This window comes from Alicyclobacillus dauci (assembly GCF_026651605.1).
Classification (GTDB): Bacteria; Bacillota; Bacilli; order Alicyclobacillales; family Alicyclobacillaceae; genus Alicyclobacillus; species Alicyclobacillus dauci.
The window spans coordinates 3652829-3679028 of sequence record NZ_CP104064.1 but is presented as its reverse complement, the minus strand read 5'-3'; the positions used below and the strand labels follow the sequence as shown (position 1 = coordinate 3679028).

Sequence of the window (26200 nt, the reverse complement as noted above, 5' to 3'; positions counted from 1 at the left end):
TTTGCGCAACGAGGGCAAACCGCTCTCTTTAGTACGCTGAGGTTACGACATCAAGCTCTTGTGGATCCAGATGGCAGCTTGAGACCCTTCGCCCATCGCGATGGTCACTTGCTCAGAGTGAGCAACCACGTCCCCGGCAGCCCAAACGTACCGGACATTGGTTTCTTTCGTTCGCGGATCCACGAGAATGTGTTGGTTCTTGTGTAGGTCTACTCCTAATTGTTTTGCCAGTGACGACTTCACTTCATTTCCACCGAACGCCATGAATCCACGCTCACCAGTCAACTCCTCACCATTTGAAAGGACAACGCCTTGAAAGCAGCCACCTGATGCGACAATGTCGCGGATTGGCTGGCGGATGTACGGAATGTCCTTGTGCGCTAAGGCGTCCTGCAGTTTAGCGCTGATACCGTGTTCATCGTGATCGATATAGATAATGTCGGACGACCAGTAAGACAACGTAAGGGCCATGTTTGCACCAACGTCCCCTGCGCCGAACACAATTGTCCTTTTGCCTGTAATCTCATATCCATCACAGTCCGGGCAGACATAGATGCTGAGGCCGAGACAGGCTTCGATGCCTGGAAATGAGGGAATGTTGTCCACGATCCCTGTCGCGAGGAGGAGCCGCTTGCCCGAGTATGACTGTCCACTGACTCCCTGCAATACGAAACCATCGCGACTCTGACTGACATCCGTGATCTCGTCCTGTTCAAAGGTAACGCCAAGTTGAGTTGCTTGCTCATGTCCGATCCGCCGCAGTTCCGGACCGGCGATTCCATCAGGCCAGCCGAGGATATTGTGGTAGCCTTTACAAAGTGTGGATCTACCGCTGTCTGAATCGACGACAAGAATATTGTGGCGGTATCGCCCAAGCTGAACTGCTGCCTGTAGTCCTGAGATGCCGCCCCCAACAATAATGCAGTCATACGTATAGATGAAACTCGCCTCCATTGGTCGCTTCCATCCATCAATGATTCCCGCAGTGATACAGATTTAGTCCTTTCTATTTATTTACACGTCGAACTAGCTGGTGAATTAGTAATTCCTTTCCTCCGAATACGTTCACGCAGGCGAGATTCTGGCCTGGACAGCTCTCCTTGTTCTCGTTGACGGACGGGAATGGTTGTCGCCATAAAATCCACTAGTTTCCGGAGGAGTCTGTCACCTCCGTTGTGGCAAGACATGCGTATGATGCAGTAATTCCAGAGCAGGAGGTTGATTATTTGATGGCAAGAGTCATTGACTACAACGCGAAACAGCCACGCAGGCGATTCAACTTGTCTAGGGCGACCACCATTCCACATTCACCAACGAGACTAAGATTGGCGAGGATTCGGTTGAATACGGGAAGTAGCAGTAACATGAGTCGCAATCGGGTGGAATTGATTGGAACAGTTGGTGTCCGTGGGGTAACAGGCATTTCTCAACTTTTGTTCCGCATCTTCCGAAACGGCACCGAAATTTTCAACACTCGGCAAGGCGTGGAATCAGCAGGTTCGGAAAGGAACTATACCGTTACTTTCCAAGCTATCGACAGAAACGTCTCTGGTACGCACACTTATACGCTGACGGTTGAAAATCTGACAAGTGGAACCACGGCACAAGTTGTTGGTCCCGTAAGCTTTAGCGGGTTGTCCATTCGTCGTTCCCGCACGACGTCGAGTTGAAGTTGAACACATTATTCTTCTAAATGAAAGAGGTCCGCGAGATGACTATCTCTGCGGACCTCTTTCATATTCTCTTGATGTTTCTGAGTTAGCGATTAGCGTTTGCCTTTCAAGGCAGCAGCCAAATTCGCGACGTTTGGCGTTCCGATACCGGTGGCATTGTCATATCCGGAAGTGGCGTTGTAGTACCAGTTGTCCCCAGCGGTGATGTCATTGAACGGCGCGTTTGTTCCGTACGGGTGACCGCCTTTTTCGAGTGCATACAGCTGCGGGTTGAGGAACCCGACGGACTGGCCGACGGATTGATTGATGAGCGCCGTGATGCCGTTCAACTGCGGGGCCACGAAACTGGTTCCGCCTTCCGCGATCCATCCACCGTCTGTTGACGAGTACACCAAGTAACCTGTTTCGGGGTCGGCGTTCATGGAAACATCCGGTGTGTTGCGGCCAGCGAAGCCACTCGGCAGGTCGACATAGTCGACTGGCGGTGTTTGAGTTTCATCCATGAGGCTCTGGCCACTCGGTGTTGTCGTCGTTCCTGCGACACCTCGTTGATAACTTGGGAGAGACCATATGGAACTGACGGCGCCACCGCCGCCCACTGAGAAGTAGCCGAGATCGTAAATTGCGGACGGTCCATAATTTTGACTCAGGTAGTCGCTGAAGTAATCCCATGTCCAAGCGCGTTCTTGGTTGCCCGTTGATACCGGACCATGTTTCATCTGAAGGGTCGTCGGCAGCGTTGTGCCACCGGCAGCTGTAATGTACGGGTCAGACGAAGGTACGTCAGCGCCAACCACCTTTGAAAAGTAGGGATATGGAAGGCCGCGGTTGGTATCGTATGCGCCAGAGTCTCCCGACGCAGCGAACGTGGAAATGCCTTGGGCAGCGGCTTCCATAAACGCTTGATCAAATGCCTGTACCTCGTTGGTCTGGCCGTTCGCCATGTAGAGAGCTTCAGGCGATCCCCAGCTGACGGACAGTGTGTTTACGAGGTTGTCGGATACAGCTTTGTAGAATACGTCCATGAACCCGGCATCTGTATTCGGTGCGTCGTACACGACGATGTTGGCATCTGGTGCGATCCCTCCGGACTGTTCCACGTCCAGGGTCGTTTCCCCAGAACCCGCGTCAGAACTGAGGTCTCCGCCGCCGTCCACATGAACTTGGGAAATACGGTTCTTGGCGGATTTCAGGCCGATAGCATCCCAGTAGTCGTAAGCATCTTGCGGTACGAAGTTGGCTAACGTGGCGATCCCGATGGTTTGTCCCTTACCGGTTATCCCCTGTTTGTACAGTGGAGCCACGTCGTACAGGTTCGCTGCATCCGTTGCCGTCAGTTGACCTGGCACACTGGCCTTTCCAGGGGTGGGGGGTTGCACCGACGTGGTTTGCGCTTCTGGACCCGTTGTGTTCACTTTTGTGCTCATCGGATGGAAGGAGGGGAAGTTGTCCAGCCCGGTTACAACGAGGACTGTGTCGGCGATGATCTGCGGGATTTTTTCAAGGTTTTTCGGTGCTCTGAACGCCTTGCCGTTCTTTTTATAGTTATCCATTTGGAAGCTCAGGGCTTTTTGGAATTGGTCAACGGTACCGGTTGCGTGAATAACAAGATCATCTTGGTAAGCGGAGGCCTGAATACCATACTGTGCCAGGTATTGAATGACTTGGTTGATAGCGCTTTGACTGGGTGCATACTGGTTTCGAAACTGGTTGACAGTGAGGTATTTTCGATAATTCGGACTTGCCGGATCAACTGTTTGATTAATATAGTTTTGCAGGCCTTGAGGATTGCGGATTTTCAACACGACCGTGGCGTTGATAGTCGTACTCGGGTCTGTTGGTCCTAAATCTTGAGCCCCAACTGTGAGCGGGTTTACTGGAGATGTAGTTGATATATCTGCCAGTGCTGCGGGCGCTTGTGCTGCAAACAAGCCTAACGTCAACGGTGTTGCCAGCAGCGGCAGTTTCCATTTTTTCATCATGACGACCTCCAAGATGTGTATTCATGAGCTATTACTGTATTCTCGCTTTGAACGAGATAACCTGTTCCAATGTTTCGAATACTTAACGCGATCATTCGACAAGAAACGACTCAATTAGGAGCCTTTTACGGGTTGCCGCAGGACTCGATATTTTGCTTTGCACGGCTGTGGCCAGCGAGTGTTGTTTTGTTGAGGAATGAAGTGCTCTATAATTAGGAAAGAGTCTATGTGGAGGAGGAATATGAAATGGCTTTGACATTTATGCAGATGGTTACAAAAGCACGTGAAAATGTACCTTCCGTCACGTCTGCTGAGGCGCGTGAGAAGATTCAAGCGAACCCAAATACACTCGTAATCGATGTCCAAGATGCTACGGATGCGGGCGCATGTGGACTCATCCCCAGCAGCGTCAACATTTCCCTCGGCATGCTGCCGATTCGTGCGGATTTGGAGCTGCCAGAGAATCTTCGTGATGATCGACTGGCGGATCGGAATCGCCCTGTATTGGTGACTTGTGGAGCCGGCGGGCAAGCTGCACTCGGCGCGTACATACTCAAGCAGATGGGTTTCACCGACGTCGCCTTCATCGAGGGCGGCACAACGGCTTGGAAGCAGGCCGGGTATGAAGTCGAACCACTGAAGTAAATCGACAACTATGTGAATTAGGTATAGAACGTAAAAGCGGTGTGAATCCTCGAGGACTCGCACCGCTTTTTGTTTGATCTCGCTGAGTCTCACGCATGGGTGGATTGGTGAGCGCGTTACGACGCGGTTGCCTATTCATTCGCCCTAGGAAAAATGAAATGGATCCCCACCAGAGCCATCCCGACGGTCAAAATTCGGATTGTATTGGATACTGGCGGAGAATCCCATGATGCAGTACAAGACGACTAATCCGATGCTGACCAGGTAACTGAGGAAGGGAATGAGTAAGCCGAGCAAGCCAAGGAGCCACAGCGGATTGATTCCATAGGCTTGAAGGAGACGAATGAGCCAGCGAATGCCGACGACGGCGTAGACAATGCAACCGAAGATGCACAACACAATGCCGAAAGCGTGGAGGGCGAGTATAGCTAAGCTGCCAAACACGGGAGCGGCCAGCCAAAGCCAATTCCATTGGCTCACTTTGATTGTCTTGAAGAACGGGTAGAGTTGGGCGACTGGAACATAGGCAAGCCACGGCAGAGGGACGCGGGCCTTGCGAAACATGAAAAAGAAGGCGGTTGCTGTGAGAAGGTAGACGGCGAGATCGAACGTGAAAAAAGCTGTGATGACTCCCGCAAAAAGTCCGATAAATCCGGTGTGGAAGAAGCCGGGTTGAAGAGCTGTTGTTTGCATAACACCTTTCCCTTCATCAGTAGAGAATACTGCTAATTCAAGTGATGATTCTTCCTTATTTGATAGCGGCTGTAAAGGGGACATCACTCATTTTATCGTATGCAAGACCTATCCCCGCTCTATACAACGAAAGTCGTACATGGTCTTACAACCTTCGGAAGACGTAGAATCCACCCTCGTTCCGGTACCTTAAAGACACACGAAATAGGTGTGGCTTTCCAACGTGGATGGAGGCTGCCGAACAGGAGGTTGACCACATGTCGATGGATCAAGCACCAGTGGTTCTCATTACGGGCGCAAGCCAAGGCTTGGGTTTTGCAATAGCGCAATGTCTGTTACGGGAAGGGTTTATGGTTTCCCTCTGCGCACGGACGAAAAGCACCCTAGAAACTGCTGCTATGCAGTTGCGGCAATACGGGACTGTATCCGCCTTCGTCGGTGATGTCGCGGACGAAACGTTTCAAAGGAGATGGATACAATCGACACTTTCGCAGTTTGGTCGGATCGATGCATTGGTGAACAACGCATCGACGCTTGGCATCACTCCTATGCCGTCCATTGTCGCCAGCACCACCGCAAATGAACGACACGTGTTTGACGTGAATGTTTTCGCCCCCGTCTCTCTGATGCGTCTCGTGGCGCCTGTGTTAGCCAAGCAACGCCGGAGTTTGCTGCTGGGTATTTCCAGCGATGCGGCCGTTGCTGGTTACCCAGGGTGGGGGATCTACGGTGCGTCCAAAGCGGCACTCGACCTTCTCCACAAGTCACTCGCAGCAGAAACGGCATCCGCTGGCATGCAGGTCCACAGCGTTGATCCGGGCGATATGGACACGACCATGCATCACGACGCTGACCCAGGTGCAGAAGGGCTGCGCGATCCGGTCGAAGTCGCCGAGCTTCTGATGCCGCTGTTCGTCCCCCTCCTCGGCGAAAAAAGTTGGCCGTTTCTGACGGGAGCTCGACTTCAAGTCCAGGATGACGCACTTGTGGAGGTCAACTGACATGACCACTGCCGCAAGATACCCACATCACCACAGAAACTCCGGAGCAATGGAGCGCGCTTGGAACCTATCGCTTAACCTGACTGATACACCGTTGCCGGCTGTATGTCCGCCTGAGGATCGGGGACTGGAACGAGATGAAGTCAAGTTGCTTGTTCTCGATAAGGACACTGGCCGTACAGAACATGCAACGTTCCGGGACCTGCCCATGTTCTTGCGGGCTGGCGACGTTCTCGTTGTCAATACATCCCGCACGATTGCCGCCAGTTTACCAGCGATAAGACTCGCTACGAAGTGTGCGCTGCGAATCCATCTTGCCAGTAAGCTGACGGACCGGGTGTATATCGTAGAAAGACGCGGGGAGAATGGTGGCCCGGATGACGATCCGCTTGTTGTCGGTGAGAAAGTCCGGGTGGGGGAAGGGATGCTCACCGTGATCGGACGGTTCCATCCAAACAGCCGCCTCTGGTACGTTGAAAGCACATTGGATTTGTGGCAGGAAGCGGAGAAGATAGGGAAACCGATTCGCTATCTCTATTTGTCGTGTGATCCAGAACTGGAAGCGTTTCAGACCATCTTTGCCAAAGATCCTGGTTCCGCCGAAATGCCATCTGCAGCCCGGCCGTTCAGTCAACGCGTGGTTGACGCGTTACGGGACAGGGGCGTACAAATCGGGGAGATCACGCTGCACACCGGCGTCTCTAGCCACGAAGTAAGTGGGTCGCTCGCGGATCACCCCTTCCTACCAGAATGGTATAAAGTTTCCCGTGAAACAGCTGATTTGGTGAATGGCGCCAAACATCGAGGGGGGCGTATCATCGCTGCAGGCACGACGGTGGTACGTGCACTCGAGAGTGCCACAAACGGAGTAGGTCGGGTCGAGGCCAGAAGTGGATGGACCACACTCGTTATCACCCCGGAACATCCTGCCCGAACGGTAACGGGTATCATCACAGGGCTGCACGAGCGTGACACGAGTCATTTGGCCATGCTTTATTCCTTTGTCGACCAAGCACAGCTCACCTCCGCTTACAATGAGGCCATCGCAAATGGTTACCTGTGGCATGAATTTGGGGATTCAAACCTCATTCTTTGATGTCTCGTGGTATGCTCAAAAAGAATCGATAGGACGTGGAAAGTGTGGGCGTGGAGGATGGAAAAGCGCGGGTTGCTTGACGTCGAGAACCGCTTAGTGATTCTTAAGGAGATCGCTGAATCGTTAAACGAGGCAAATGATGTTTCGATGGCCATGGAGGCAATCTTGCCAAAATTAGGTGAAGCACTGGGGCTCGAGACAGCATGGGCATTTCGCTTTGACGAACAGCGCCATTCCTTCGTTGAGGTGGGCGCGAGTGGTTTACCACCGGCGCTCGACTGTTGCGGCCAATCAGTTCTCCGATCCGGCGGCTGTGAATGCCAGAATCAATTCGTCGACGGTGAATTGAATACAGCCGTGAACATCGTGAGATGCAGCCGTTTGAAGTCGGCCAAAGGTGACACGAGGGATTTGCGGTTTCACGCGAGCATTCCTCTGCGCAGCAAGGACAGTCCTTTGGGCATCTTGAACGTCGCCGCACCAGGGCGGACGGTTTTCACGGAGGACGCGTTGTCGTTTTTGCAGACGGTGGGGCAACAGGTCGCGGTGGCCATGGACCGCGCGAGGATGTTGCAAACGGAACGGGATCGGGCAATGCGTCTAGCAAAACTCGCAAGTGTCGCGGCACAGAGCTGGGTCCGAGACGGATCGCCGCAAAAACTACTGCAGGGGGCGCTGGAGGATTTTGTTGAGGCATTTTCGGTGCCGGTGTGTGGTGTGATCGACTGTCGTGGCGTGGAGGAACGGGAACCGGAGGTTATCGCCGTCGCCGAATGCACGAAACCCAGTAACATCCCGCAGGTTTATCCGAGAAAGCGTGGTGACGACTCGGGCCACGATTGTCGCTCCATCCTGTTAGCGCACGCAAACAGTGGTTTGTCTGTTCCGCTTCCCATGACCAGTTACCGGCTGCGTGTTGAGAGCCCCATGGCCGATGCGTTTACACATGTGGATGAGGAGGTTCTGCAGGCGTTCTCCTGGCACCTGGCAACAGCGTATGTGAACGCGCAATTGTATTCACAGGGCTTGGAAGCGGCACATTGGAACGAACGCAGGCGCATTGCATCAGATTTACACGACTCGGTAAGCCAGCGTCTCTTCTCGGCGCAGTTGCTCACGCGAACGGTCCAGACAAAGCTCAGTGGAGGTGACCCGGGCGATAATACCAGCGTGCGATCGACTGTGACCCGAATCGGTGAACTGCTGGCAGAAAGCCAGGCCGAAATGCGGGATCTCATTCGAACACTTCGCCCTCCACAACCATTTGCGTGTCTAATAGAGGCGTTGCAGAGTCGCGTTCGCACGTTGGCGATGCATCCAGAGCCTCGCGTCCTGTTCATGGCCCCGGAGGTATTACAAGTGGAACCACCTGCACATGTTCGGGAAGCATTGCTCGCCGTTGCAGATGAGGCCCTGCATAACGCACTCAAGCACGCAGATGCGTCGACCATCGTCGTGAGGCTAGAAGAGCGTACCCATATGCTTTCAATGTGCATTGAGGACGACGGCAAGGGCTGTTTACCCTCAGACATTGGCAAAGGACTTGGCACGCGTACGATGGGCGAACGCGCGGAGGCTGTCGGTGGTAAAGTAAGCATCACTGGTCACACTGGCGGCGGAACCAAAGTGAAGATGACGATTCCGAGGTTTAATCAGGCTGCAAGGGGTGACGTGTGATGGCTAATCAACAGATTCGTGTAGCTATCGTCGACGATCACCCTGTTGTCCGTGAAGGGCTGCGAGCCTTCCTTCAGTTGGAGGAGGATATCGACATCATTTGGGAAGCGTCTGGCGGGGAACAGGCTGTTCAGCTGGCGCAGGAGAAACCCGTCGATGTCATTGTCATGGACTTGATGATGCCGGGCACCATGGATGGAATTGAGGCGACCAGACGGATTCGCGAGATCCAGCCAAGTGTGAAAGTGTTAGCACTCACGTCATGGGAGCGGGACGAAACAGCATTGGAGGTATTAGCGGCCGGGGCCATAGGCTATCTTCACAAGGATGTCGAGCCGGATCTGCTGCTCGGGGGTATTCGTCAAGCGGCCGCAGGCCGCATGGTTATCGAGAGTCACGTTTGGACGGCGGCGCAGCAAGGCAAGTTCGGACGACGGCGGGATCGACTGCCGATCGACGGGAATATAAATAGTGTGGACGATGGCTGCCCTGAAGCCAAAGAGGCAGGAACGGAGGCATCTGAGTTGCTCGTGGAGCCGCTGACGGATCGGGAACGGGATGTCATTCAGTGGATGGCGAAGGGGTTGTCGAACAAGGAGATTGGGGCACAGCTTGGGATCAGCGAAAAGACGGTCAAGGTCCATGTGAGCCACATCCTGGCGAAACTAAATGTGTTTGACCGCACGCAGGCTGTGCTTTTCGCAGTGAAGATGAAGATGATCGATCTGAACGCAAGCGACGAGTGAAACGCCACGGGGGAAGGTTCGCCGCTCCGTGGCGTTTGCCTGTGGTGATGATTTTTTCGATCCACTGTGTTGACTTAGAAGTTGAAGTTATCCGGATCTCCGCCGTAACGGTGGTTCTTGTTTAAGCCATTAATGTTCGCCATGTCCTCCGTCGTGAGCTCGAAGTCAAATACATCAGCGTTTTCCACAATGCGCGCTTCCCGAACGGACTTTGGAATAGTCACAACACCGTTTTGCAGATCCCACCGGATGACGATTTGCGCTGGAGATTTGCCGTACTTCTCACTGAGTTCGACGAGCACTTCGTTATCGAGGTTGCCCTGCATCAGGGGACTCCACGCCTCTAGTTGAATGTTATTGGCCTTGCAGAAGTTGTGCACTTCTTGTTGGGTCAGCAGTGGATGATATTCAACTTGGTTCACGGCAGGCACAATATCGGAGTCTTGCAGGATATCTTCGAGATGGTGCACTTGGAAATTACTTACACCGATAGCTCGAACGAATCCCTCTTTATGTAGTTTTTGTAGAGCTTTCCAGGTCTCTTTGTATTTTCCTTTGACAGGCCAGTGGATGAGGTAGAGGTCGACGTACTCCAGAACGAGCTTCTTACGGCTCGTTTCGAAGGCCTGCAATGTGGATTCATAACCTTGGTCGCTGTTCCAAACCTTTGTTGTGATGAACAAGTCCTCGCGAGCAATATCCGCTTTGGCGATGGCGTTTCCCACACCTGTTTCATTCTGATATAGCGCGGCCGTATCAATGTGACGGTAGCCCGCACGCAGTGCGTACTGAATTGCTTTCTCAACTTCTTCCCCGTCTTTGGTCTTCCAGACTCCAAGGCCAAGCCATGGCATCTTAACACCATTGTTGAGTGTGGTGGGGTCGGCAATGTGACGAGCAACCATCAATCATACCTCCGATATGTGAAAAATAGGTTGTTACACGAATCCCATTATAATTCGCAGTTCATCGATAATTCAAAGTGGTAAAGTAAATATATTGATGGTCAGCATGAATGGAATTATCTTTGGCAGGGCAGCGAGGCGAAGGGAGCCTATTACGCTCCCTTTGATTCTGCGGAGACTATTGGAAGTGTGACAGTCACCTTGGTGCCTTTGCCAACTTCGCTTTCAAAAGACATGTGGCCATGGTGGTCAGCCAGGATCTTGTTGCTCACCATTAGCCCGAGCCCGGTACCTTTTTCTTTTGTCGTGTAAAACGGCTCGCCCAGTTTCCGGATTCGGTCATTCGATATACCGCACCCCGTATCGGTAAAGGTGATAGTTACCAGTTGATCCTGCTCGCCCATCGTGATCGTGAGTCTGCCTCCGGACGGCATGGATTCAATTGCGTTCTTCGTGATATTGACGAACACTTGCTTGATTTGGTTTTCGTCACAGATGATTTTTATAGGTCTGTATGGCGCTTCGATGTGAATTTCAACGTCATGAAGAATCGCTTCAGCGTTGAGCAATTGAACAACTGTGCGAAGGATGTCGGTAACATCCCTTTCGGCTAAACACTTCACCTGTGGTTTTGCAAGTGCAAGCATCTCACCAGAGATGAGTTCAATTTGTTTGATGGACCCATCCATAATGCGATAGTACTCTTCCCGTTTTTCCTCCGACTCGATGGTCCTGATCAGGTCCAAAAAGCCTTTCAATGTCGTGAGCGGATTGCGAATTTCGTGAGCCATTCCAGCTGCTAATTCTCCCGCCACAGCCAATTTTTCGGATTTACGAAGAGCTTCTTCAGTGCGTTTTCTGTCTGTGATATCCTGCACCGTACCGAACATCTGCACTGGTTGTCCAAATTCATCATAGTGTGTTGATCCGTGCAGGTGAACCATGCGTATGTTTCCATCTGAACGAATGACCCTAATTTCCGTGTCGTGGACAACATCCGGTTCATTCAGTGACCGAGCAATGGCTTCCATCACCCGAGTCCGATCCCGTGGATGAATCATGGCCATCATTGTATCGTAGGATAGGACGGTGTTAACGGGGAGTCCGTATATCCGCATGGTTTCGTTGGAAGACCTAATTTCGTTGGTCACCAAGTCCCACGTGTAATTCCCTACATGAGCGATACACTGTGCCTGTGCCAGGATTTCCTGACTTTGTCGAAGCTCGTTCTGCATTTGAATTCGATCCGATATCTCCTTCGAAAATCCATAGACACCGATCACTTCGTCATGAACGATTGCGGGAACCAATGTCGTTTGAAAATAGTGTTTTGTTCCGTCGTCTGTGGTTGACGATTAATTGCATTTTCAAACGCTGTCTGCATTAGCTCAAGCTGACTCGGATCTGAAGTGAAGTCTCCAAACCTCTTGTTGACATAATCGTTCGATGTGCGTCCTAGGACCACAAATGTGGCCGGATTACAGTGGTGGTAATAACCATCGAGATCTAAAATGTAGACCGCGTCAGGGTGGTTGTGGAAAACGGACATATAAGCTTCATAACTTGTGTGATGTTTATGAAGTAGAGCATTATTACTGATCATCCCTCTTCACCCTTTCACTACGATCCCTAATAATTGAACGACCCAGCTTAACTGTTCATTCTACAATATTCGACATGCGGCGACAATACACGGATTGTTATCAGTTGCAGGTTCCGGCTGTTCAACTCCCACTCCGACGAATGCTATGAGCTTGACACGCAACTAGTCGAACATGATTCCGTCAAAAATAACGCGTGCGAAATCGAGACGAAACTGGTAATATAAATAATCTAAATAATTAGACTTATTGAATGAGAGGAGATAGCATGGAGAGCGTTCTTTTGTTGGATACGACCCTTCGGGATGGGATGCAAGGAGAGGGTATCAGCCTTACAGTCGCAGACAAACTTCGCATTGCTGAGAAACTGGATCAATTGGGAATTGCTTATATCGAGGGTGGATTTCCCGCCGCTAATCCAAAGGACCAAGAATTTTTCCAACACGCCCTTACCTTGCCATTGAAGCACGCGAAACTGACGGCATTTGGCAGTACACGGCGTCCAACGGGCACAGCGAAGGAGGACGAAGGACTACGGGCTTTGATTGATTCCGGGGCACCCGTCATCACGATTGTCGGAAAAGCGTGGGATTTTCATGTTACTGAGGCACTCCGACTACCGTTCGAGGCCAACCTTGACATGATTGAGGATTCGGTGAGGTGGTTGAAGGAGCACGACCGAGAGGTCATTTTTGATGCGGAACACTTTTTTGATGGGTATCAGCACAATCCTGACTACGCCATTGCCACGCTTCAGGCGGCAGTGAAAGGTGGCGTAGATTTCGTGACGCTCTGTGACACGAATGGGGGAACATTGCCTGGACAAGTGGGAGAAATCGTCAAACGCGTGTGTGAACTTGTTTCGGTTCCTGTAGGTGTTCACACCCACAACGACTGTGAACTGGCAGTGGCCAATACACTCGCTGCGGTGACAGCAGGCGCCACGATGGTTCATGGAACCATCAACGGGATTGGTGAGCGTTGTGGAAATGCAAATTTGGCGTCCATCATTCCAAATCTTGAACTGAAAATGGGTAAATCTTGTTTACCGAGTCCGGACCATTTACGACTGCTGACGCAAACGTCAAGGTTTGTGGGCGAGATCGCGAATTTGGTTCCGCACAGCTATCAACCTTTCGTTGGGCATAGCGCGTTTGCGCATAAAGGTGGAATTCACGTCAGCGCCATAGCCCGGAATCCAGACACGTACGAGCATGTCCGTCCCGACCTGGTCGGGAACGAACGGCGAATTCTCGTTTCGGAGTTATCTGGCTTGTCCAATTTGCAGCACCGTGCGGCGGAACTTGGTTTCGATGTCGAGCATCGCAAGGATGACGTCCGCGCCCTGTTGGCTCAAATCAAGGAACTTGAATATCAAGGTTATCAATTTGAAGGGGCAGAGGCCTCAGAAGAACTGTTGTTTGTGAAGGCATTGGGTGAATATAGAGATTGGTTTGAGTTCGACTTCATGCGTGTCGAAGCTACGAAGGGCAACGATTCAACGATTATTTCGCAAGCTATCATCAAGTTGTCTGTCGACGGGGAAATGGTTCACACGGTTGCAGAGGGGAATGGACCTGTCAATGCCTTGGATGCCGCTTTGCGTAAGGCATTGCAACCGTTCTACCCGAGCATCAAGACGATGCATCTAACAGACTACAAAGTTCGCGTCCTGGATGAGAAAGACGGAACGGCGGCGAAAGTTCGAGTGCTTATCGAGTCAACGGACGGATCGAGGGTCTGGCGGACGATTGGCGTGTCGGAAAACGTCATCGAAGCGAGTTGGGAGGCGCTGGTCGACAGTATGAACTATTTCCTGGTTCGTGTCATGCCAGAGCCGCGCCATGCGGAACTTACGGCAACCACACGGTAACCGCAAGAACCGCAAGCTACTAACCCGCATATCAAAAGAATAAGAGACGAGGACCCGTTGTCATGGGATGTTGGCGACGGGTCCTTATTTGCGTGAAACTCCGTTCACAGCACCGTTTTGGGATGTGTACGGAACTCAACCATTAATTACCGAGGGCTCGGGACTGTAGAGATGAATCGAGTTGTCTGCTTGGTTTCCATCCTCAGAACCTCAGCCCTTCAGAGATTCAAGCCATTCAGCATAGCACGTGTCGCATAATGGCTCGTCATGTTCTTCTTCGGTGGTGTAAAAGGTCACATAGTGCGGCCTATCGTTAATGTCATGCTCGCAGTAATAACACTTGTCAGCCATTTTGCCAGTGCCTCCTCACTGAATTACCAGGATGGAATTTCGCTTTGTAGTTTTCCTGGAGTCCCGAATTTTATGCCAAAATCGCTCGTCGGGTGGGATATGAATCTATCGTCTAGGTCTTGGGAATATCTAAAACCTGAAATATTCATAGCGCGATCGTGAAGGACCTGTAAATGCAAGCGGTGCAAGGGCTATAAGGGGATTTAGCGATTCACTCAAAAAGAGACGTGAGCACATAGGAAAAAAGCCCAACCTTTGGTAGTGTTAAGGTGTCTAAGCCAAACACATCAAAGGAGAGCTCTTCTATTGAAAAGCCTACAAGAGAATGTCATGAACTTCAACCCCAGGGTGAAAATGAATTTTGACGGCGGCGACTTGACCTCGGATGCTGGACTGCTCCTATACAAAGAATTCGATCACAAACTGGGCCTATCCGAAGCGGTAGAAGAACTGCTCGTGGTTCATGATTCGGTCTTTCATCGGGATCATCCAAATAGCGACGTGGTTCTTCAGAAACTGTATCAGCACATAGCTGGCTACCATACAGACGATCACGCAGATGATTTAGCTGTAGAGCCATTGCTAACTATGCTGCTGGGAAAGGAAAGCTTGGCCTCACAACCTACTTTGTCTCGTTTCAACGATAAAGCGGATATTGCGACTTCCAAATCTCTGGAGTGTGTGAATGAAACGTTGCAGCGTCGCGTGTACGCTATAAAACCCCAGAACCAATTCGTTTTTGATTTGGATTCCTCCAGCTTTGCTGCCTACGGAAAACAGCATGGAGCGAATTTCAATTACCACTACCAGCAACATGGATTTCATCCGTTGTTTTGCTTTGACGGTCTGACCGGTGATTGTCTGCGAGCAGAGCTTCGTGCAGGCAACGTATACACTTCCCGTCAAGTCGTCCGGTTTGTGGGACCAATTCTGAATCGATACGGTAGGCTGAACCCGGATAGCCTCATCGTCATTCGTGGCGATAGTGGGTTTGCCGTTCCAGGGCTGTTTGAGTTGGCGGAAACCAAGGGTCATAAATACGCCATCCGCCTCAAGTCAAACGCACGGCTACAGTCCATTACGCAGGTCATGGCGGATCAATTACTAAACGCTGAAAGATTACACAAACGACAAGTCCATTACAGGGAATTCATGTATCAAGCATCCAGTTGGGAACATGCCCGCCGGGTGGTCGTGAAGATGGAACGTCCGGCTGGTGAACTGTTGTTTCAATTCACATTTATCGTGACCAATATGACGCTGCAGCCCAAGAACATCATTCGCTTTTACTGCCAGCGCGGTCATATGGAGAATTTTATCAAGGAAGCCAAAAATGGATTTGCGTGCGATAAGATGAGCAGTACAGACTTTGAAGCGAATGTCGTGAAACTCCAGTTAGCCATACTTGCGTATAACTTTAACAACTGGTTTCGCCGATTGTGTGTACCAGAGAAAATGCAATCAAGTCGGATGGAGACTTTGCGAACCAAACTGGTCAAAGTTGCGGGGAAGCTAGCTCACTCTGGCCGATACTGGACTTGGAAATTGTGCAGTTCGTGTGTGTATCGAAAAGAGTTCATTCAGACGCTTAAAAACGTAGCCGCATTACCGCAGTTCGGTTGAGATGATTCCCGTCTGAATAACAACTGGAACAGACATGAGAGGTGAATACGGGATAGGTGCGCCTTCTCCTCAGTCCATATTTATCCATACGTAACCCCACAGGAGACCGTGGTCATGAAAGTCCAAGTCCAGACCTACGAGAACGAAAGTTCAATTGATCCTAGACCATTGTTTTCCTATATTCATCCATTTGTTACAAGCGGTTTACTTCGCTATGAATATTTCAGGTAAAATTTCCTTATTTTGGTTCAGAAAAATTGTTATGGTCAATCCGACAAGTGTTACAGCCAAACTCCAGTTACAACGTGTTGCACGAAACTGTAATTTCACTGGAACGTTTGTCGATGGAAGGGAAGAGGCTTTGGAACTCGCGGGTGTATGACAACTACAAATGGACTATGGAACAATGGACTGCCCTCGAACCCTGGGGCGGTCCTTCAGTTTTCAATATTCATTTTCCTTTTTAATGATCAAAGACAGGAGTTCCAGTTAGGATGTCATCAAGAATAGTCATTGACGAGGTATCCGTTTACCACCCTGAGAAGGTTGTAAACAATCAATATTATATTGAATACTTTCAGAAACGCGGCCAAGATATTAGTCGTTTACTCAATGCTTTGGGTAGAGACAATCGATATGTTGCGGACTACGAAAGAGAAACAACATTAACGATGGCAATTGAAGCGTCCAAGCGTGTATTAAAAAAATCCAAGCTCAACGGCAAAGATTTGGACATGATGACTTTTGTGTCCGGAACACCTGAATATTTCTGGCCCCCTAACGCCGTAGCCGTTCATCATGCCGTGCAGGGTAAAGCAGACGCAATTGTTTATGATATGAATGTCGCTTGTGTTGGCATGGTCGTGGCAGTAGACCAAGTGAGCCGCAATATGTTATCGAATCGCTTTGTAAAACGTGCCCTTGTCGTCGGTTCTGAACAGATGCACCGTTACGCAAGAAAAGAAGAGGCTGTGACTTATGCCAGCTTTGGCGATGGTGCATGTGCAATGATTTTGGAAAAGACGATTGATAGAGACGCTGGTTTTATCGACTCAACGTATCACGTTAATACGGAGTCTGTCGATAAGATTGTATTGCCAGCTTGCGGCGTGTCTCGTATGTACGAAAATAATGTATCCGATTTTGAAAAACGGATTCACTGGCAAAACGTCAACAATGATAATGGGTTTCTGTTTACTGTGGAAATGATTGAAAAACTCCTAGAACGCAACCATTTGACGATACAGGATGTAGCTGCGTATTGCTTTTCTCAACTGTCGAGAAAAAACATTTTTAGGGTTCAAGAGGCACTAAACGAGGATATTTCAAAGTTTCCGATTGTTGGTACGGAATACGGATACACGGGTGCAGCAAGTCCTTTTATGGCACTGGAAAGAGCTGTAGCTGAAGGGACCGTCAAGCGAGGCGACTATGTGGTCTTTTGGTCCATTGGAGCCGGAACGTCGGCTTGTGCCTTGCTTTGCAAATATTAGATTGCGCACGGTTGTTAGAGCGTTCTCCTTTCCTTGGGATTGTCTGGTGTACAAGTGTGTTGGATGTGAAAGAGCTACGCGGATATGGCGGTCGATCTCTATTTCAAAAGCGGATCGACCGGTTTCCGTGTGAAGTTATGTCAATTACCGTATAGGTGGCGTGTTCAGATCGCGTCGCACTTGACAAGTTGGCCATATGAACACCGATGGAACACTGATGCAAATTCCAGTCACCAAAATTGAACTGATAGTCAACAATTAAGTCCACCCAGTCTCTTATGAGCGGTTTTCAACAGAAATAAGCATGAATTAGACCAAGCAGTTCACCACTCGGCTTGGATAGCACCATTACCGCCGGCATCATTAGTGCTGCGGGTCGCACACTCCAAATCGGGGATCGCGAATACCCGAACCTTCTTCAGACCGACGCCGCCATCAACCGTGGCAACAGCGGTGGGCCACTGATTAATTTGCGTGGTGAAGTAGTGGGGATGAACACAGTTGTTAGTCAGAGTTCGCAAGGGATTGGGTTTGCGATAGGGGCAGGATTGTTACGGAAACAGATTGCGGATATCTTGGCGGAGAAATAACGAAACGGATTTAATAGAAGGGAAGTAACACAGAGGACCAGCGATGGCTGGTATCTTTGTTTTGTATTGAAAGCAAATATAATTTGTGTTTAATAAATTTAGTCGCTAATTATTCCGAAATTCTTATTGAACGAAGCAGACAACCCTTGACAAGAAAAACCATAAATAATAGTCTGATTATATAGTGAATTTGGAATATTCGTTCCGCGCACTGGACTCATAATGATTTTCTTCACTTGTATTTCGTTGTCCATGGTCCGTAATTTTTATAGAAAGGACTTGAGAAATGGAATCAAGTAAAACATCAGATACGTCGGAAATTCTGACCTCTTTGTATCGAGCGATGGGGGTTTTGGAAGCGTTCTCATTTGCCGACGAACTTACCCTCAATGAGATTGTTGAAAAAACGGGTCTTCCCAAAACGACCGCGTTTCGAGCGGTAAAAACGTTTTTGGCACTCGATTATTTGTGCTACGACCCCAAGAATCGCAAGTATACACTATCACCGAAACTCTTTCGCCTAGGTTTCATTGCCATTAATGCACGCCCGCTTAGCAGATGGGCACGGCCTTTGATGGAAGAGGTAAGAAATGAGTTTGGAGAGGCGGTCCACCTCAATATCCGTTCTGGGGATGAACGCATGTGTATTGAGTCGCTGGCGAGTACGTATCAATTACAAGTTGACATGCCTGTCGGCCATCGGTCGCCGCTTTACGCTGGGGCAACAGCGAAGGTCCTTTTGGCTGCGATGAGCGATGAAGAGATTGATAGTTACATCAAGCGAGTTTCCTTGGTTAAGTTGACCGAACATACTGTCGTTGATACTGCAAAGCTATGGCATGACATCCTTGACATTCGAAAATTCGGCCACGCAATGAGTGTGAGTGAAAGAGTTAAAGGTGTTGTTTCGGTAAGTGTACCCATCTACGGAAACGGGGATGAAACCGTAGCCGCACTATCGGTGCTGATTCCAACGGCTCGTTCTGAGGATTCGGATATCTCACGGATTCGTGAAAGTTTGCTGCAAAAAGCGAAAGAATTGTCTCGACGGCTTGGGGGACATCAACGTGCTACGGTACATGGGGGACATGCTTAATTAGGTCAATAGAACGGAACGATTGTTTCACATGGTGGACTTCATCGTCTCGTGGAATTCCATTCGGATAAAGGTGCTTCTCTCTGTCCGAACTCTAGTAACTTAAATTCTTAGGCAAAAAGCACAACATGTAGGTTCTAGACACGTTCGAGAGGATGAAATAGATGGACTTCCAACTAACCGACACACAGAAACAGATTCGTGAGACGGCTTGGAGAATGGCTTCCTCGTTTCCAATCACGTATTGGCGTCAAAAAGATAAAGATGAGGAGTACCCATGGGAGTTTGTGAAGTTGTTTGCCGACGGCGGATGGATGGGGGTAATGATTCCTGAACGGTATGGCGGCATGGGATTAGGTGTTACCGAAGCAGCTCTGATCTTACATGAAGTGGCAGCATCCGGAGCAGGTATGAGTGGGGCTTCTGCAATCCATTTTTGTGTATTCCCACCCTCGCCTATCATTCGCCATGGCAACGAACAAATGAAAGCAACGTACCTACCACGACTTGCAGCCGGACAGATGCTTGTCGCTTTTGGCATTACGGAACCTAATGCTGGTTCCGACACATCACGAATCGAAACAAGAGCTGAGCAGAGGAACGGTGCTTGGGTCATCAATGGACAAAAGGTATGGACAACCAACGCTCAAAATGCTGAAAAGATTTTACTCTTAACTCGCACAAGCGCGCGGGATGAAAAAAGTCCATTAGAGGGTATGACACTGTTCTTTACTGACTTCGACCGGAAGTATTGCACAATCCGAAAGATTGACAAATTAGGTCGAGCGGCAATTGACTCCAATGAAGTTTTCATCGAGAACCTCCCGGCCACGGATGGTGATATCGTCGGCGAGGTGGGGAAAGGATTCTATCACTTGCTAAGCGGATTGAACCCTGAACGGATTGTACTAGCCGCAGAGGCCATTGGAATTGGCCGCTGTGCATTGCGGATTGCGTCTGAATACGCCGCAAACCGCCAGGTTTTTGGCCGCTTAATTGGGCAGAATCAGGCCATTGCACATCCACTCGCGAAGGTGTGGGCTGCGCTGGAGAGTGCGGAGTTGATGGTGCTAAAGGCGGCATGGTTGTATGACCATGGGAACTCTTGCGCGAAGGAAGCGAATGCGGCAAAGTATTTGGCTGCGGAGGCGGCATTCCAGGCTTGTGATGCTGCGGTACAGACCCTAGGTGGATTCGGTTATGCGAAAGAATTTGACGTAGAGCGTTTATGGCGCGAAGTTCGTCTGTATAAAATTGCGCCGATATCTCAGGAAATGGTACTTAACTACCTCAGCCATAAAGCGCTTAACTTACCGAAATCCTATTAGGGGGGATAAGATGGACGCGTTACTTTCTCCAAAGTCAATTGCGTTGATTGGTGTCTCAGCGGATATAGAGAAGATCTCCGGTCGATTGTTGCCGATTCTACAAGCGTATCGTTTTCCCGGACGAATCTATCCCATCAATCCAAAACGGACAGAGATTTGTGGTCTAACGTGTTACGCGACACTACTGGACCTACCAGAATCTCCGGATGTTGCCGTGCTATTGACCCCCAACACGGCGGTCCCTAATCTTCTGAGACAGGCGGTGGACAAAGGTGTACCCTACGTCCTCATTTATAGCTCAGGGTTTAATGAAGTGGGAGGGGATGGAGAGAGGTTAGCTCAGGAGGTTCAGGACCTTGTTTGTGGTACAAACACAAGAGCGCTCGGACCGAATAGCGAGGGTTTTTACGATCTCGGTTCAGCTGTCGCCCTCTCATTTAGCCCCGTCCTTGACCCGTTGCGTGGTCGAGTCCCTTTAAAGCAGGGAGGAACGGTCGTTCTTTCCCAAAGCGGAGGGTTAGGCTTCGCTATCGCAGACCAATTAGAGTCGAATGGAATTGGAATTCGTGCTATCGTCACCACCGGAAATGAATTAGACCTTGAGATTGTCGACTTTCTGAAATATTACGCAGGGGAGCCGGATGTCGACCGAATTGTATTATTCTTCGAAGGCATCCGGGACTTGGGCGCATGGCGCTCTGCTTTAAGTAAAGTACAGGCAAGCGGGAAAACTGCTTTGGCGATACACATTGGGTCCTCACAAGTCGGAGTAGAGGCTGTACGTGCTCATACAGGACAGACCCCTTCTTCGGATGAGGTTCAAGAATTGCTTCATAGTCTCAATATTGCACAATTTGCGGACTTGGATGATCTCATTGACTTTACGCTTCGCGATTCACGAAGTCAGGGCAGCTGCCAGAGTCGCGTTGCTATCGTATCGACGTCGGGAGGCGCAGGTATATGGTGCGCCGATCTCGCTCCTGAATACGGGTTGAGGGTACCCCGACTCTCCATTGACCTAGTGAGAAAGTTGCAGCCTGTTCTTCCTGGTTATGCAAGTTTATTGAACCCAATTGATGTCACGGCGCAGGCCATCTTTGACGGGTCCATATGCTCTGCGTTGTCTTCGATACTTTCGTTGGATGACTTTGATGCCGTCTTATTTGTCGCCACACTTGGATACGACCACAAACTCATCAACGACCCTCAATTTCAAGAGCTTCTTCAGAACTCTAAGAAACCGATTTCAGTCTTCTCTTATACACCGCCTAGCAGCGAAGCAAAAGTACTGCTAGAGTCTCTAAATATTCCTGTTTCTACTTCGCCACGCCAGGCACTTCGTCAGATAACGAGGTGTCTTCAGGAATATTCGCAGACCGACAACGCAGACGGTGATGTTGAGACCGTCCGGAAACAGCCGTAAGCTCCTGTCCTGTGAACGCGACTTTCAACTCCACAGTTGGGTTGCTCAAATACATATGCTCATGAAGGGAGAGACCAAGTTTGGGGACATTTACCTTTACAACTGCTCAAATACCGAAAGAGGCTGAAAAGCTGCGATTGGAAATACGCCAGCTGTTAAAGGAAGAACAAGAACACTTTCTACCGAGTTGTGATGCGTGGCTCGGCGGATTTTCTCCGGAGTTTAGTAAAAAGTTAGGGCAAATGGGTTACATCGGTATGACTTGGCCGAAAAAATACGGCGGACACGAGAGGTCACAGTTTGAACGATACGTTGTCATCGAAGAACTTCTCGCCGCTGGAGCTCCCGTCGCGGCACATTGGATTGCTGATAGGCAAATGGCGCCTTTAATTCTCCGGCATGGGAACGAGGAACAGAAGATGAGATTCGTTCCAGAGATTGCCAAGGGGAACTCGTATTGGGCAATTGGGATGAGCGAACCGAATGCAGGGTCTGATTTGGCCGCTGTACAATCCAAACTCGAACCGGATGGGGATGGGTTTCGTCTGTCTGGTCAGAAATTGTGGTCAAGTGGCGCGCATGCCTGCCACTACATGATGGCCTTAGTTCGCAGCAGTTCAGCAGGTAAAACACGCCATGAAGGTCTCAGCAACGTTGTCGTTGACTTTACAGATGAGTGTGTTGAAATACGCCCGATATACCTGATGAATGGAGAACACCACTTTAATGAAGTCATCTTCCATGACGTGTTTATCCCGAAAGAGAATGTAATTGGAGAGATAGGCGATGGGTGGCGACAGGTTACAGAGGAGCTGGCGTTTGAACGCAGTGGTCCAGAGCGTTTCTTGAGTACCTTTCCCCTTCTGACGACACTGGTGGAGGCAACAAAGTCCAATCCGCAACTTTTTTCTAGTGAAATAGCGCCTTTGATTGCAGAGTTGACTGCTCTTCGAGAACTATCCCTTTCAATTGCAGGCGTTTTAGGCAATGGGGGTAACCCAGCTGTTGAAGCGGCTCTCGTTAAGGATGCGGGTACGACGTTTGAAAGAAAGGTGACCGAAGTTGCGGAACGAATTTTTGAAACCGTGCCGGAACAAGGTAATGCTGAACGCTTTTCACATCTTCTCGCACAGGCGTTAATGCACGGACCTGGTTTTACGATTCGTGGAGGAACCAACGAAATCTTACGCGGCATTGTAGCGAGGGGGCTAGGATTACGATGACGACAGAACTGCGCAGTATTATTTTGGATACCACTCGTCGGCTGTTTAGCAAATTCGTATCAGCAGATGACCTTTCGAACGCAACGAAGGGTGTTTGGAGCCAACACCTGTGGATGAGGCTGGAGGAACACGGATTCACACAGGTTGATGAAGAAGGCCTAACTTATGCCGATGGACTGGCGTTGCTACAGACTGCGGGATATTATGCTGTCCCATTACCATTAGCAGAGTCTATTCTTTCTAGTAAAATTCTCTCTGACTTAAAGCTGGAAAAACCCGCCGGAGTTGTGACACTTGCTGTAACGACAGTGGGGGAGATTACCTTTGACCCAGGAAGTGAAAATATTCCTTTTAAGAACTCTCATTCGGGAGACATCTTTTTTGCCGGCGGCGTGCGCATCAGCGGACGTTGGCGGGATGTGCCTTGGGCAAGAGCGGCAGACGCAGTGATAATTTGTGCACCTATCTCTGGCAAGAAAAGCGTCCTAGCCATTGTAGAGAAATCTGACTTTGATGTGGAAGAACACAATAGTCTGGCTTCAGAACCGCTCGATGTCATCACATTACATGATGTTCCTTTACGTTCTTTCGCGGTAGTAAAAGAATCAATAGAGGACTTGCTCGTCCATGCTGCATTGACACGGACCATGCTTAGTGTCGGCGCGCTGGAACGGGTCCTGGACATGACCATTCAGTACGCAGGTGAAAGGAATCAGTTCGGACGTGCGATAGGGAAGTTCCAAGCCGTGCAACAACAGATTGCACAAATGGCCGCAGAGACAGCCGCATTTCGGGCGATTGCAAATCGAGCGCTACAGACGGTTGAGTTGGCAAATGACAGTTTGGGGTGTGAATTATCGATTGTTCATCAAATTGACGAAGATGAAGCGTCGGTTAACGGAAAGACCGTGGAAACAAATTCGGAACAGGTGAGTCAAGGAAATGCCAAAGAAGCTTCTGCAGTGAGCGAAGTCAGAAGAATTACAGCACTTGCGAAAGTGCGGCTAGCCCAAGCTGCATTGGTTTCCCCTACAAATGCTCACCAGATACACGGGGCTATGGGGTTCACACAAGAGTATACCCTTCACCATTATACGAGACGTATTTGGAACTACAGGCATGAGTATGGCAACGAACGGTTTTGGGGCAATGTCTTGCTATCCATGATGAGAGATGAGGATACCTGGAGATTCATTACGAAATAAGGATGATGATAAGGTGACCCACATGCTTCCTGCGGAGACTTTCGCGAATCAGACCGTCGTAATTACAGGCGGTGGCACAGGACTAGGGAAGGCTATGGCACTGGAACTCACTGAACAAGGGGCAAACATCGTCATTGCCAGTCGGAAGAAAGAGCATCTCGATCCCGTTGTGGAACAGATACGCAGCTGTGGAGGTCATGCGGTTGGAGTGCCCATGGATGTGCGTCAATCCAAAGATGCCAGGAGAACCCTTGAGATAGCGATTGAAGCGTTTGGTGGGGTAGACCACCTTATAAACAACGCTGCAGGAAATTTTATCTGTCCAGCTGAGAAGTTGTCAGACAACGGATGGCGCGCCATTTGTGGAATTATTCTTGATGGTACTTTTTATATGAGCAGAACCTTTGGGGAGTATTGGATTGGTTCACAGAAGAAAGGAACTATTACTAACATTGTTACAACTGGAGCGTTTACCTCTGGTCCGGGTACGGTTCATAACGCAAGTGCAAAAGCTGGGGTGATAGCGATGACACGGACCTTAGCTGTGGAGTGGGGTCAGTACGGAATTCGTGTTAATGCTATTGCTCCAGGACCGATTGAGGGAACGGAAGCGGGTGAACGATTATGGTCCACGCCTGAGGCGAAACGACGTGTTGAGAAGAGCTTGCCAATGGGCCAACTTGGAAAATCAGAGGACATCTCGCATGCCGTTTGTTATCTGATGTCTCCCTATTCTGGATTCATTAACGGAGAATGTCTTGTCGTCGATGGTGGAAGATGGTTGAACAATGTCCGCTATGATCAATAGTATTGCCACGAATGTTGTACACGTATGACTGTGGAGCGTGCAAAGGCACAGCGTTCTTGGGGTAAACTTTTTGTTTACTAGTAAACAGTTATGAGGACGGTTCCATCTGGCCGCGAGAATTCTTTGCTTTATTTGGCACGAGATGAGAGATGCTTCAAATCTTATAACGGGCGGATAATCCACGAGAATGTACTCTAAGTTTGTTTGTCTGTTAAATAACTGAGTCAATGATGTGAAGTTGGCACGATTTTTGCTTCTTGTTTATTAGGCAGTGAATGAAACAGAATAAGTGTTTCCTATCTTGACCGAATTGGAGGATGACTGGATGAGTACTCAAGACGAAATTTATGTCGAAAGATTCGGTAAAGTTGCTGTCATCACACTGAATCGACCTGAACAACGAAATGCTTTTACACCATCAATGATAGCTTGTTGGGCAGAGATGCTGGATGAACTCGGAAAAGACAAGGATGTCAATGTAATTGTCACCACAGGCAAGGGTCCAAAAGCTTTTTGCTCAGGGGCAGAACTAAAAGGCTTAGAGGACACCTCAAACGCGAGTGCGTTGCAGAGGAAGAATGAACTTTGGGAGCATATTCACAAAGTGGCACTGGCAATGGACAGAATTGACAAGCCAACGATTGCAGCAGTGAACGGTGTTGCGGTTGGAGCCGGAATGGATATGGCTCTCATGAACGATTTGCGATTTATGTCGAGCTCCGCAAAGCTGTCGGAAGGTTACGTCAAGATTGGATTGGTTCCTGGAGACGGAGGGGCCTATTTCTTACCCCGTCTTGTAGGAACCGCGAAGGCCTTAGAGCTGTTATGGTCGGGGGATTTTATTGATACCCAAACAGCTCTTTCGATTGGGTTGGTCAATCGAGTTTATGACCCGGAAAATTTGATGGACGAGACGCTAGAGTTCGCGTCCCGATTGGCAAACGGTCCGTCGGTGGCGATTCGGATGATAAAGCGAGCTGTTTATCAAGCAAGACAAATGGATGTAAAAACAGCCTTAGACCTTATTTCTTCTCATTTTTCGATTATACGTGAGACGAATGACCATAAAGAAGGTATTCGTGCAATGATAGAAAAACGCCGTCCTAACTTCCAAGGCAACTAGTTCTACACGGTTCCTTTTTGTGTCGTATGAAAGGAGGGTTAGCCT

General features: G+C 49.6%; 24 protein-coding genes. 17 read left to right on the top strand and 7 right to left on the bottom strand.

From position 1 onward, the window contains the following. Nucleotides 1-42 precede the first annotated feature (42 nt). Nucleotides 43-954 (bottom strand): NAD(P)/FAD-dependent oxidoreductase, encoded by a 912-nt coding sequence (locus NZD86_RS18600; RefSeq protein WP_268043555.1) that lies wholly within the window; start codon nt 952-954, stop codon nt 43-45. A gap of 275 nt (nt 955-1229) precedes the next feature. Here NZD86_RS18600 and NZD86_RS18595 point away from each other — a divergent pair, with 275 nt between their 5' ends. Next, nucleotides 1230-1670: an exosporium protein C gene (locus NZD86_RS18595; protein WP_268043554.1), complete on the top strand. Its 441-nt coding sequence runs from the start codon at nt 1230-1232 to the stop codon at nt 1668-1670. Between the two features lie 95 nt (nt 1671-1765). On the opposite strand, the gene NZD86_RS18590 is transcribed toward NZD86_RS18595, so the two are convergent. After that, nucleotides 1766-3652 (bottom strand): S53 family peptidase, encoded by a 1887-nt coding sequence (locus tag NZD86_RS18590; RefSeq protein WP_268043553.1) that lies wholly within the window; start codon nt 3650-3652, stop codon nt 1766-1768. A 249-nt stretch (nt 3653-3901) separates the two neighbouring features. Here NZD86_RS18590 and NZD86_RS18585 point away from each other — a divergent pair, with 249 nt between their 5' ends. Then, nucleotides 3902-4300 carry a rhodanese-like domain-containing protein gene (locus NZD86_RS18585; RefSeq protein WP_268043551.1) on the top strand — a complete coding sequence of 133 codons (399 nt, stop codon included), beginning with the start codon at nt 3902-3904 and terminating at the stop codon, nt 4298-4300. A gap of 144 nt (nt 4301-4444) precedes the next feature. Here NZD86_RS18585 and NZD86_RS18580 read toward each other — a convergent pair whose 3' ends face one another. Beyond that, nucleotides 4445-4993: a hypothetical protein gene (locus NZD86_RS18580; RefSeq protein ID WP_268043550.1), complete on the bottom strand. Its 549-nt coding sequence runs from the start codon at nt 4991-4993 to the stop codon at nt 4445-4447. Nucleotides 4994-5250: 257 nt separating this feature from the next. On the opposite strand from NZD86_RS18580, the gene NZD86_RS18575 reads away from it, so the two are divergent. The 4 genes from NZD86_RS18575 to NZD86_RS24520 are packed head-to-tail and all read left to right on the top strand — an operon-like array spanning nt 5251 to nt 9513. Continuing rightward, nucleotides 5251-5994 carry an SDR family NAD(P)-dependent oxidoreductase gene (locus NZD86_RS18575; RefSeq protein WP_268043548.1) on the top strand — a complete coding sequence of 248 codons (744 nt, stop codon included), beginning with the start codon at nt 5251-5253 and terminating at the stop codon, nt 5992-5994. A gap of 1 nt (nt 5995) precedes the next feature. After that, nucleotides 5996-7090 (top strand): S-adenosylmethionine:tRNA ribosyltransferase-isomerase, encoded by a 1095-nt coding sequence (locus NZD86_RS18570; protein WP_268043547.1) that lies wholly within the window; start codon nt 5996-5998, stop codon nt 7088-7090. Nucleotides 7091-7147: 57 nt separating this feature from the next. Then, nucleotides 7148-8767 (top strand): GAF domain-containing sensor histidine kinase, encoded by a 1620-nt coding sequence (locus NZD86_RS18565; protein WP_268043546.1) that lies wholly within the window; start codon nt 7148-7150, stop codon nt 8765-8767. Further along, entirely contained in the window at nt 8767-9513 is a 747-nt protein-coding gene (locus NZD86_RS24520) for a response regulator transcription factor (protein WP_326492595.1), read from the top strand. Before NZD86_RS18565 ends, NZD86_RS24520 begins: the two co-directional genes overlap by 1 nt. Nucleotides 9514-9587: 74 nt before the next feature. Here NZD86_RS24520 and NZD86_RS18550 read toward each other — a convergent pair whose 3' ends face one another. The 3 genes from NZD86_RS18550 to NZD86_RS18540 all read right to left on the bottom strand — a co-directional run bounded on the left by NZD86_RS18550 (nt 9588) and on the right by NZD86_RS18540 (nt 12021). Then, nucleotides 9588-10418 carry an aldo/keto reductase gene (locus NZD86_RS18550; RefSeq protein ID WP_268043545.1) on the bottom strand — a complete coding sequence of 277 codons (831 nt, stop codon included), beginning with the start codon at nt 10416-10418 and terminating at the stop codon, nt 9588-9590. Nucleotides 10419-10570: 152 nt separating this feature from the next. Next, nucleotides 10571-11653: a PAS domain-containing sensor histidine kinase gene (locus tag NZD86_RS18545; RefSeq protein WP_268043544.1), complete on the bottom strand. Its 1083-nt coding sequence runs from the start codon at nt 11651-11653 to the stop codon at nt 10571-10573. Nucleotides 11654-11697: 44 nt separating this feature from the next. Beyond that, a complete protein-coding gene (locus NZD86_RS18540; protein WP_268043543.1) occupies nt 11698-12021 on the bottom strand; it encodes a PAS domain-containing protein in 324 nt (107 codons plus the stop codon). 266 nt (nt 12022-12287) lie between these two features. Between NZD86_RS18540 and cimA the strand changes: the two genes are divergently transcribed. Then, nucleotides 12288-13892 carry a citramalate synthase gene (cimA, locus tag NZD86_RS18535; protein ID WP_268043542.1) on the top strand — a complete coding sequence of 535 codons (1605 nt, stop codon included), beginning with the start codon at nt 12288-12290 and terminating at the stop codon, nt 13890-13892. Nucleotides 13893-14102: 210 nt separating this feature from the next. Here cimA and NZD86_RS18530 read toward each other — a convergent pair whose 3' ends face one another. After that, nucleotides 14103-14243 carry a hypothetical protein gene (locus tag NZD86_RS18530; protein ID WP_268043541.1) on the bottom strand — a complete coding sequence of 47 codons (141 nt, stop codon included), beginning with the start codon at nt 14241-14243 and terminating at the stop codon, nt 14103-14105. Nucleotides 14244-14573: 330 nt separating this feature from the next. Here NZD86_RS18530 and NZD86_RS18525 point away from each other — a divergent pair, with 330 nt between their 5' ends. The 10 genes from NZD86_RS18525 to NZD86_RS18480 all read left to right on the top strand — a co-directional run bounded on the left by NZD86_RS18525 (nt 14574) and on the right by NZD86_RS18480 (nt 26155). Then, a complete protein-coding gene (locus tag NZD86_RS18525) occupies nt 14574-15866 on the top strand; it encodes an IS1380 family transposase (protein ID WP_268043540.1) in 1293 nt (430 codons plus the stop codon). Nucleotides 15867-16360: 494 nt separating this feature from the next. Then, nucleotides 16361-17359: a 3-oxoacyl-[acyl-carrier-protein] synthase III C-terminal domain-containing protein gene (locus NZD86_RS18520; RefSeq protein ID WP_268043539.1), complete on the top strand. Its 999-nt coding sequence runs from the start codon at nt 16361-16363 to the stop codon at nt 17357-17359. Nucleotides 17360-17694: 335 nt separating this feature from the next. Beyond that, the gene (locus NZD86_RS18515) at nt 17695-17949 is read left to right on the top strand and encodes a S1C family serine protease (protein WP_326492594.1); all 255 of its coding nucleotides are present in this window, start codon (nt 17695-17697) and stop codon (nt 17947-17949) included. Between the two features lie 286 nt (nt 17950-18235). Then, complete coding sequence (locus tag NZD86_RS18510; RefSeq protein ID WP_268043538.1) at nt 18236-19045, top strand: IclR family transcriptional regulator; 810 nt, start codon at nt 18236-18238, stop codon at nt 19043-19045. 164 nt (nt 19046-19209) lie between these two features. Then, nucleotides 19210-20373, top strand: a complete 1164-nt coding sequence (locus NZD86_RS18505; protein WP_268043537.1) for an acyl-CoA dehydrogenase family protein — start codon at nt 19210-19212, stop codon at nt 20371-20373. A gap of 10 nt (nt 20374-20383) precedes the next feature. Then, nucleotides 20384-21796 carry a CoA-binding protein gene (locus NZD86_RS18500; protein ID WP_268043536.1) on the top strand — a complete coding sequence of 471 codons (1413 nt, stop codon included), beginning with the start codon at nt 20384-20386 and terminating at the stop codon, nt 21794-21796. A gap of 80 nt (nt 21797-21876) precedes the next feature. Beyond that, complete coding sequence (locus NZD86_RS18495) at nt 21877-23019, top strand: acyl-CoA dehydrogenase family protein (RefSeq protein ID WP_268043535.1); 1143 nt, start codon at nt 21877-21879, stop codon at nt 23017-23019. After that, nucleotides 23016-24224, top strand: coding sequence for an acyl-CoA dehydrogenase family protein (locus NZD86_RS18490; RefSeq protein WP_268043534.1), 1209 nt, complete (start codon nt 23016-23018; stop codon nt 24222-24224). Before NZD86_RS18495 ends, NZD86_RS18490 begins: the two co-directional genes overlap by 4 nt. Nucleotides 24225-24246: 22 nt before the next feature. Next, entirely contained in the window at nt 24247-25032 is a 786-nt protein-coding gene (gene fadH / locus NZD86_RS18485; RefSeq protein WP_268046939.1) for a 2,4-dienoyl-CoA reductase, read from the top strand. Nucleotides 25033-25357: 325 nt separating this feature from the next. Then, complete coding sequence (locus NZD86_RS18480) at nt 25358-26155, top strand: enoyl-CoA hydratase/isomerase family protein (RefSeq protein ID WP_268043533.1); 798 nt, start codon at nt 25358-25360, stop codon at nt 26153-26155. The last annotated feature ends 45 nt before the right edge of the window (nt 26156-26200 follow it).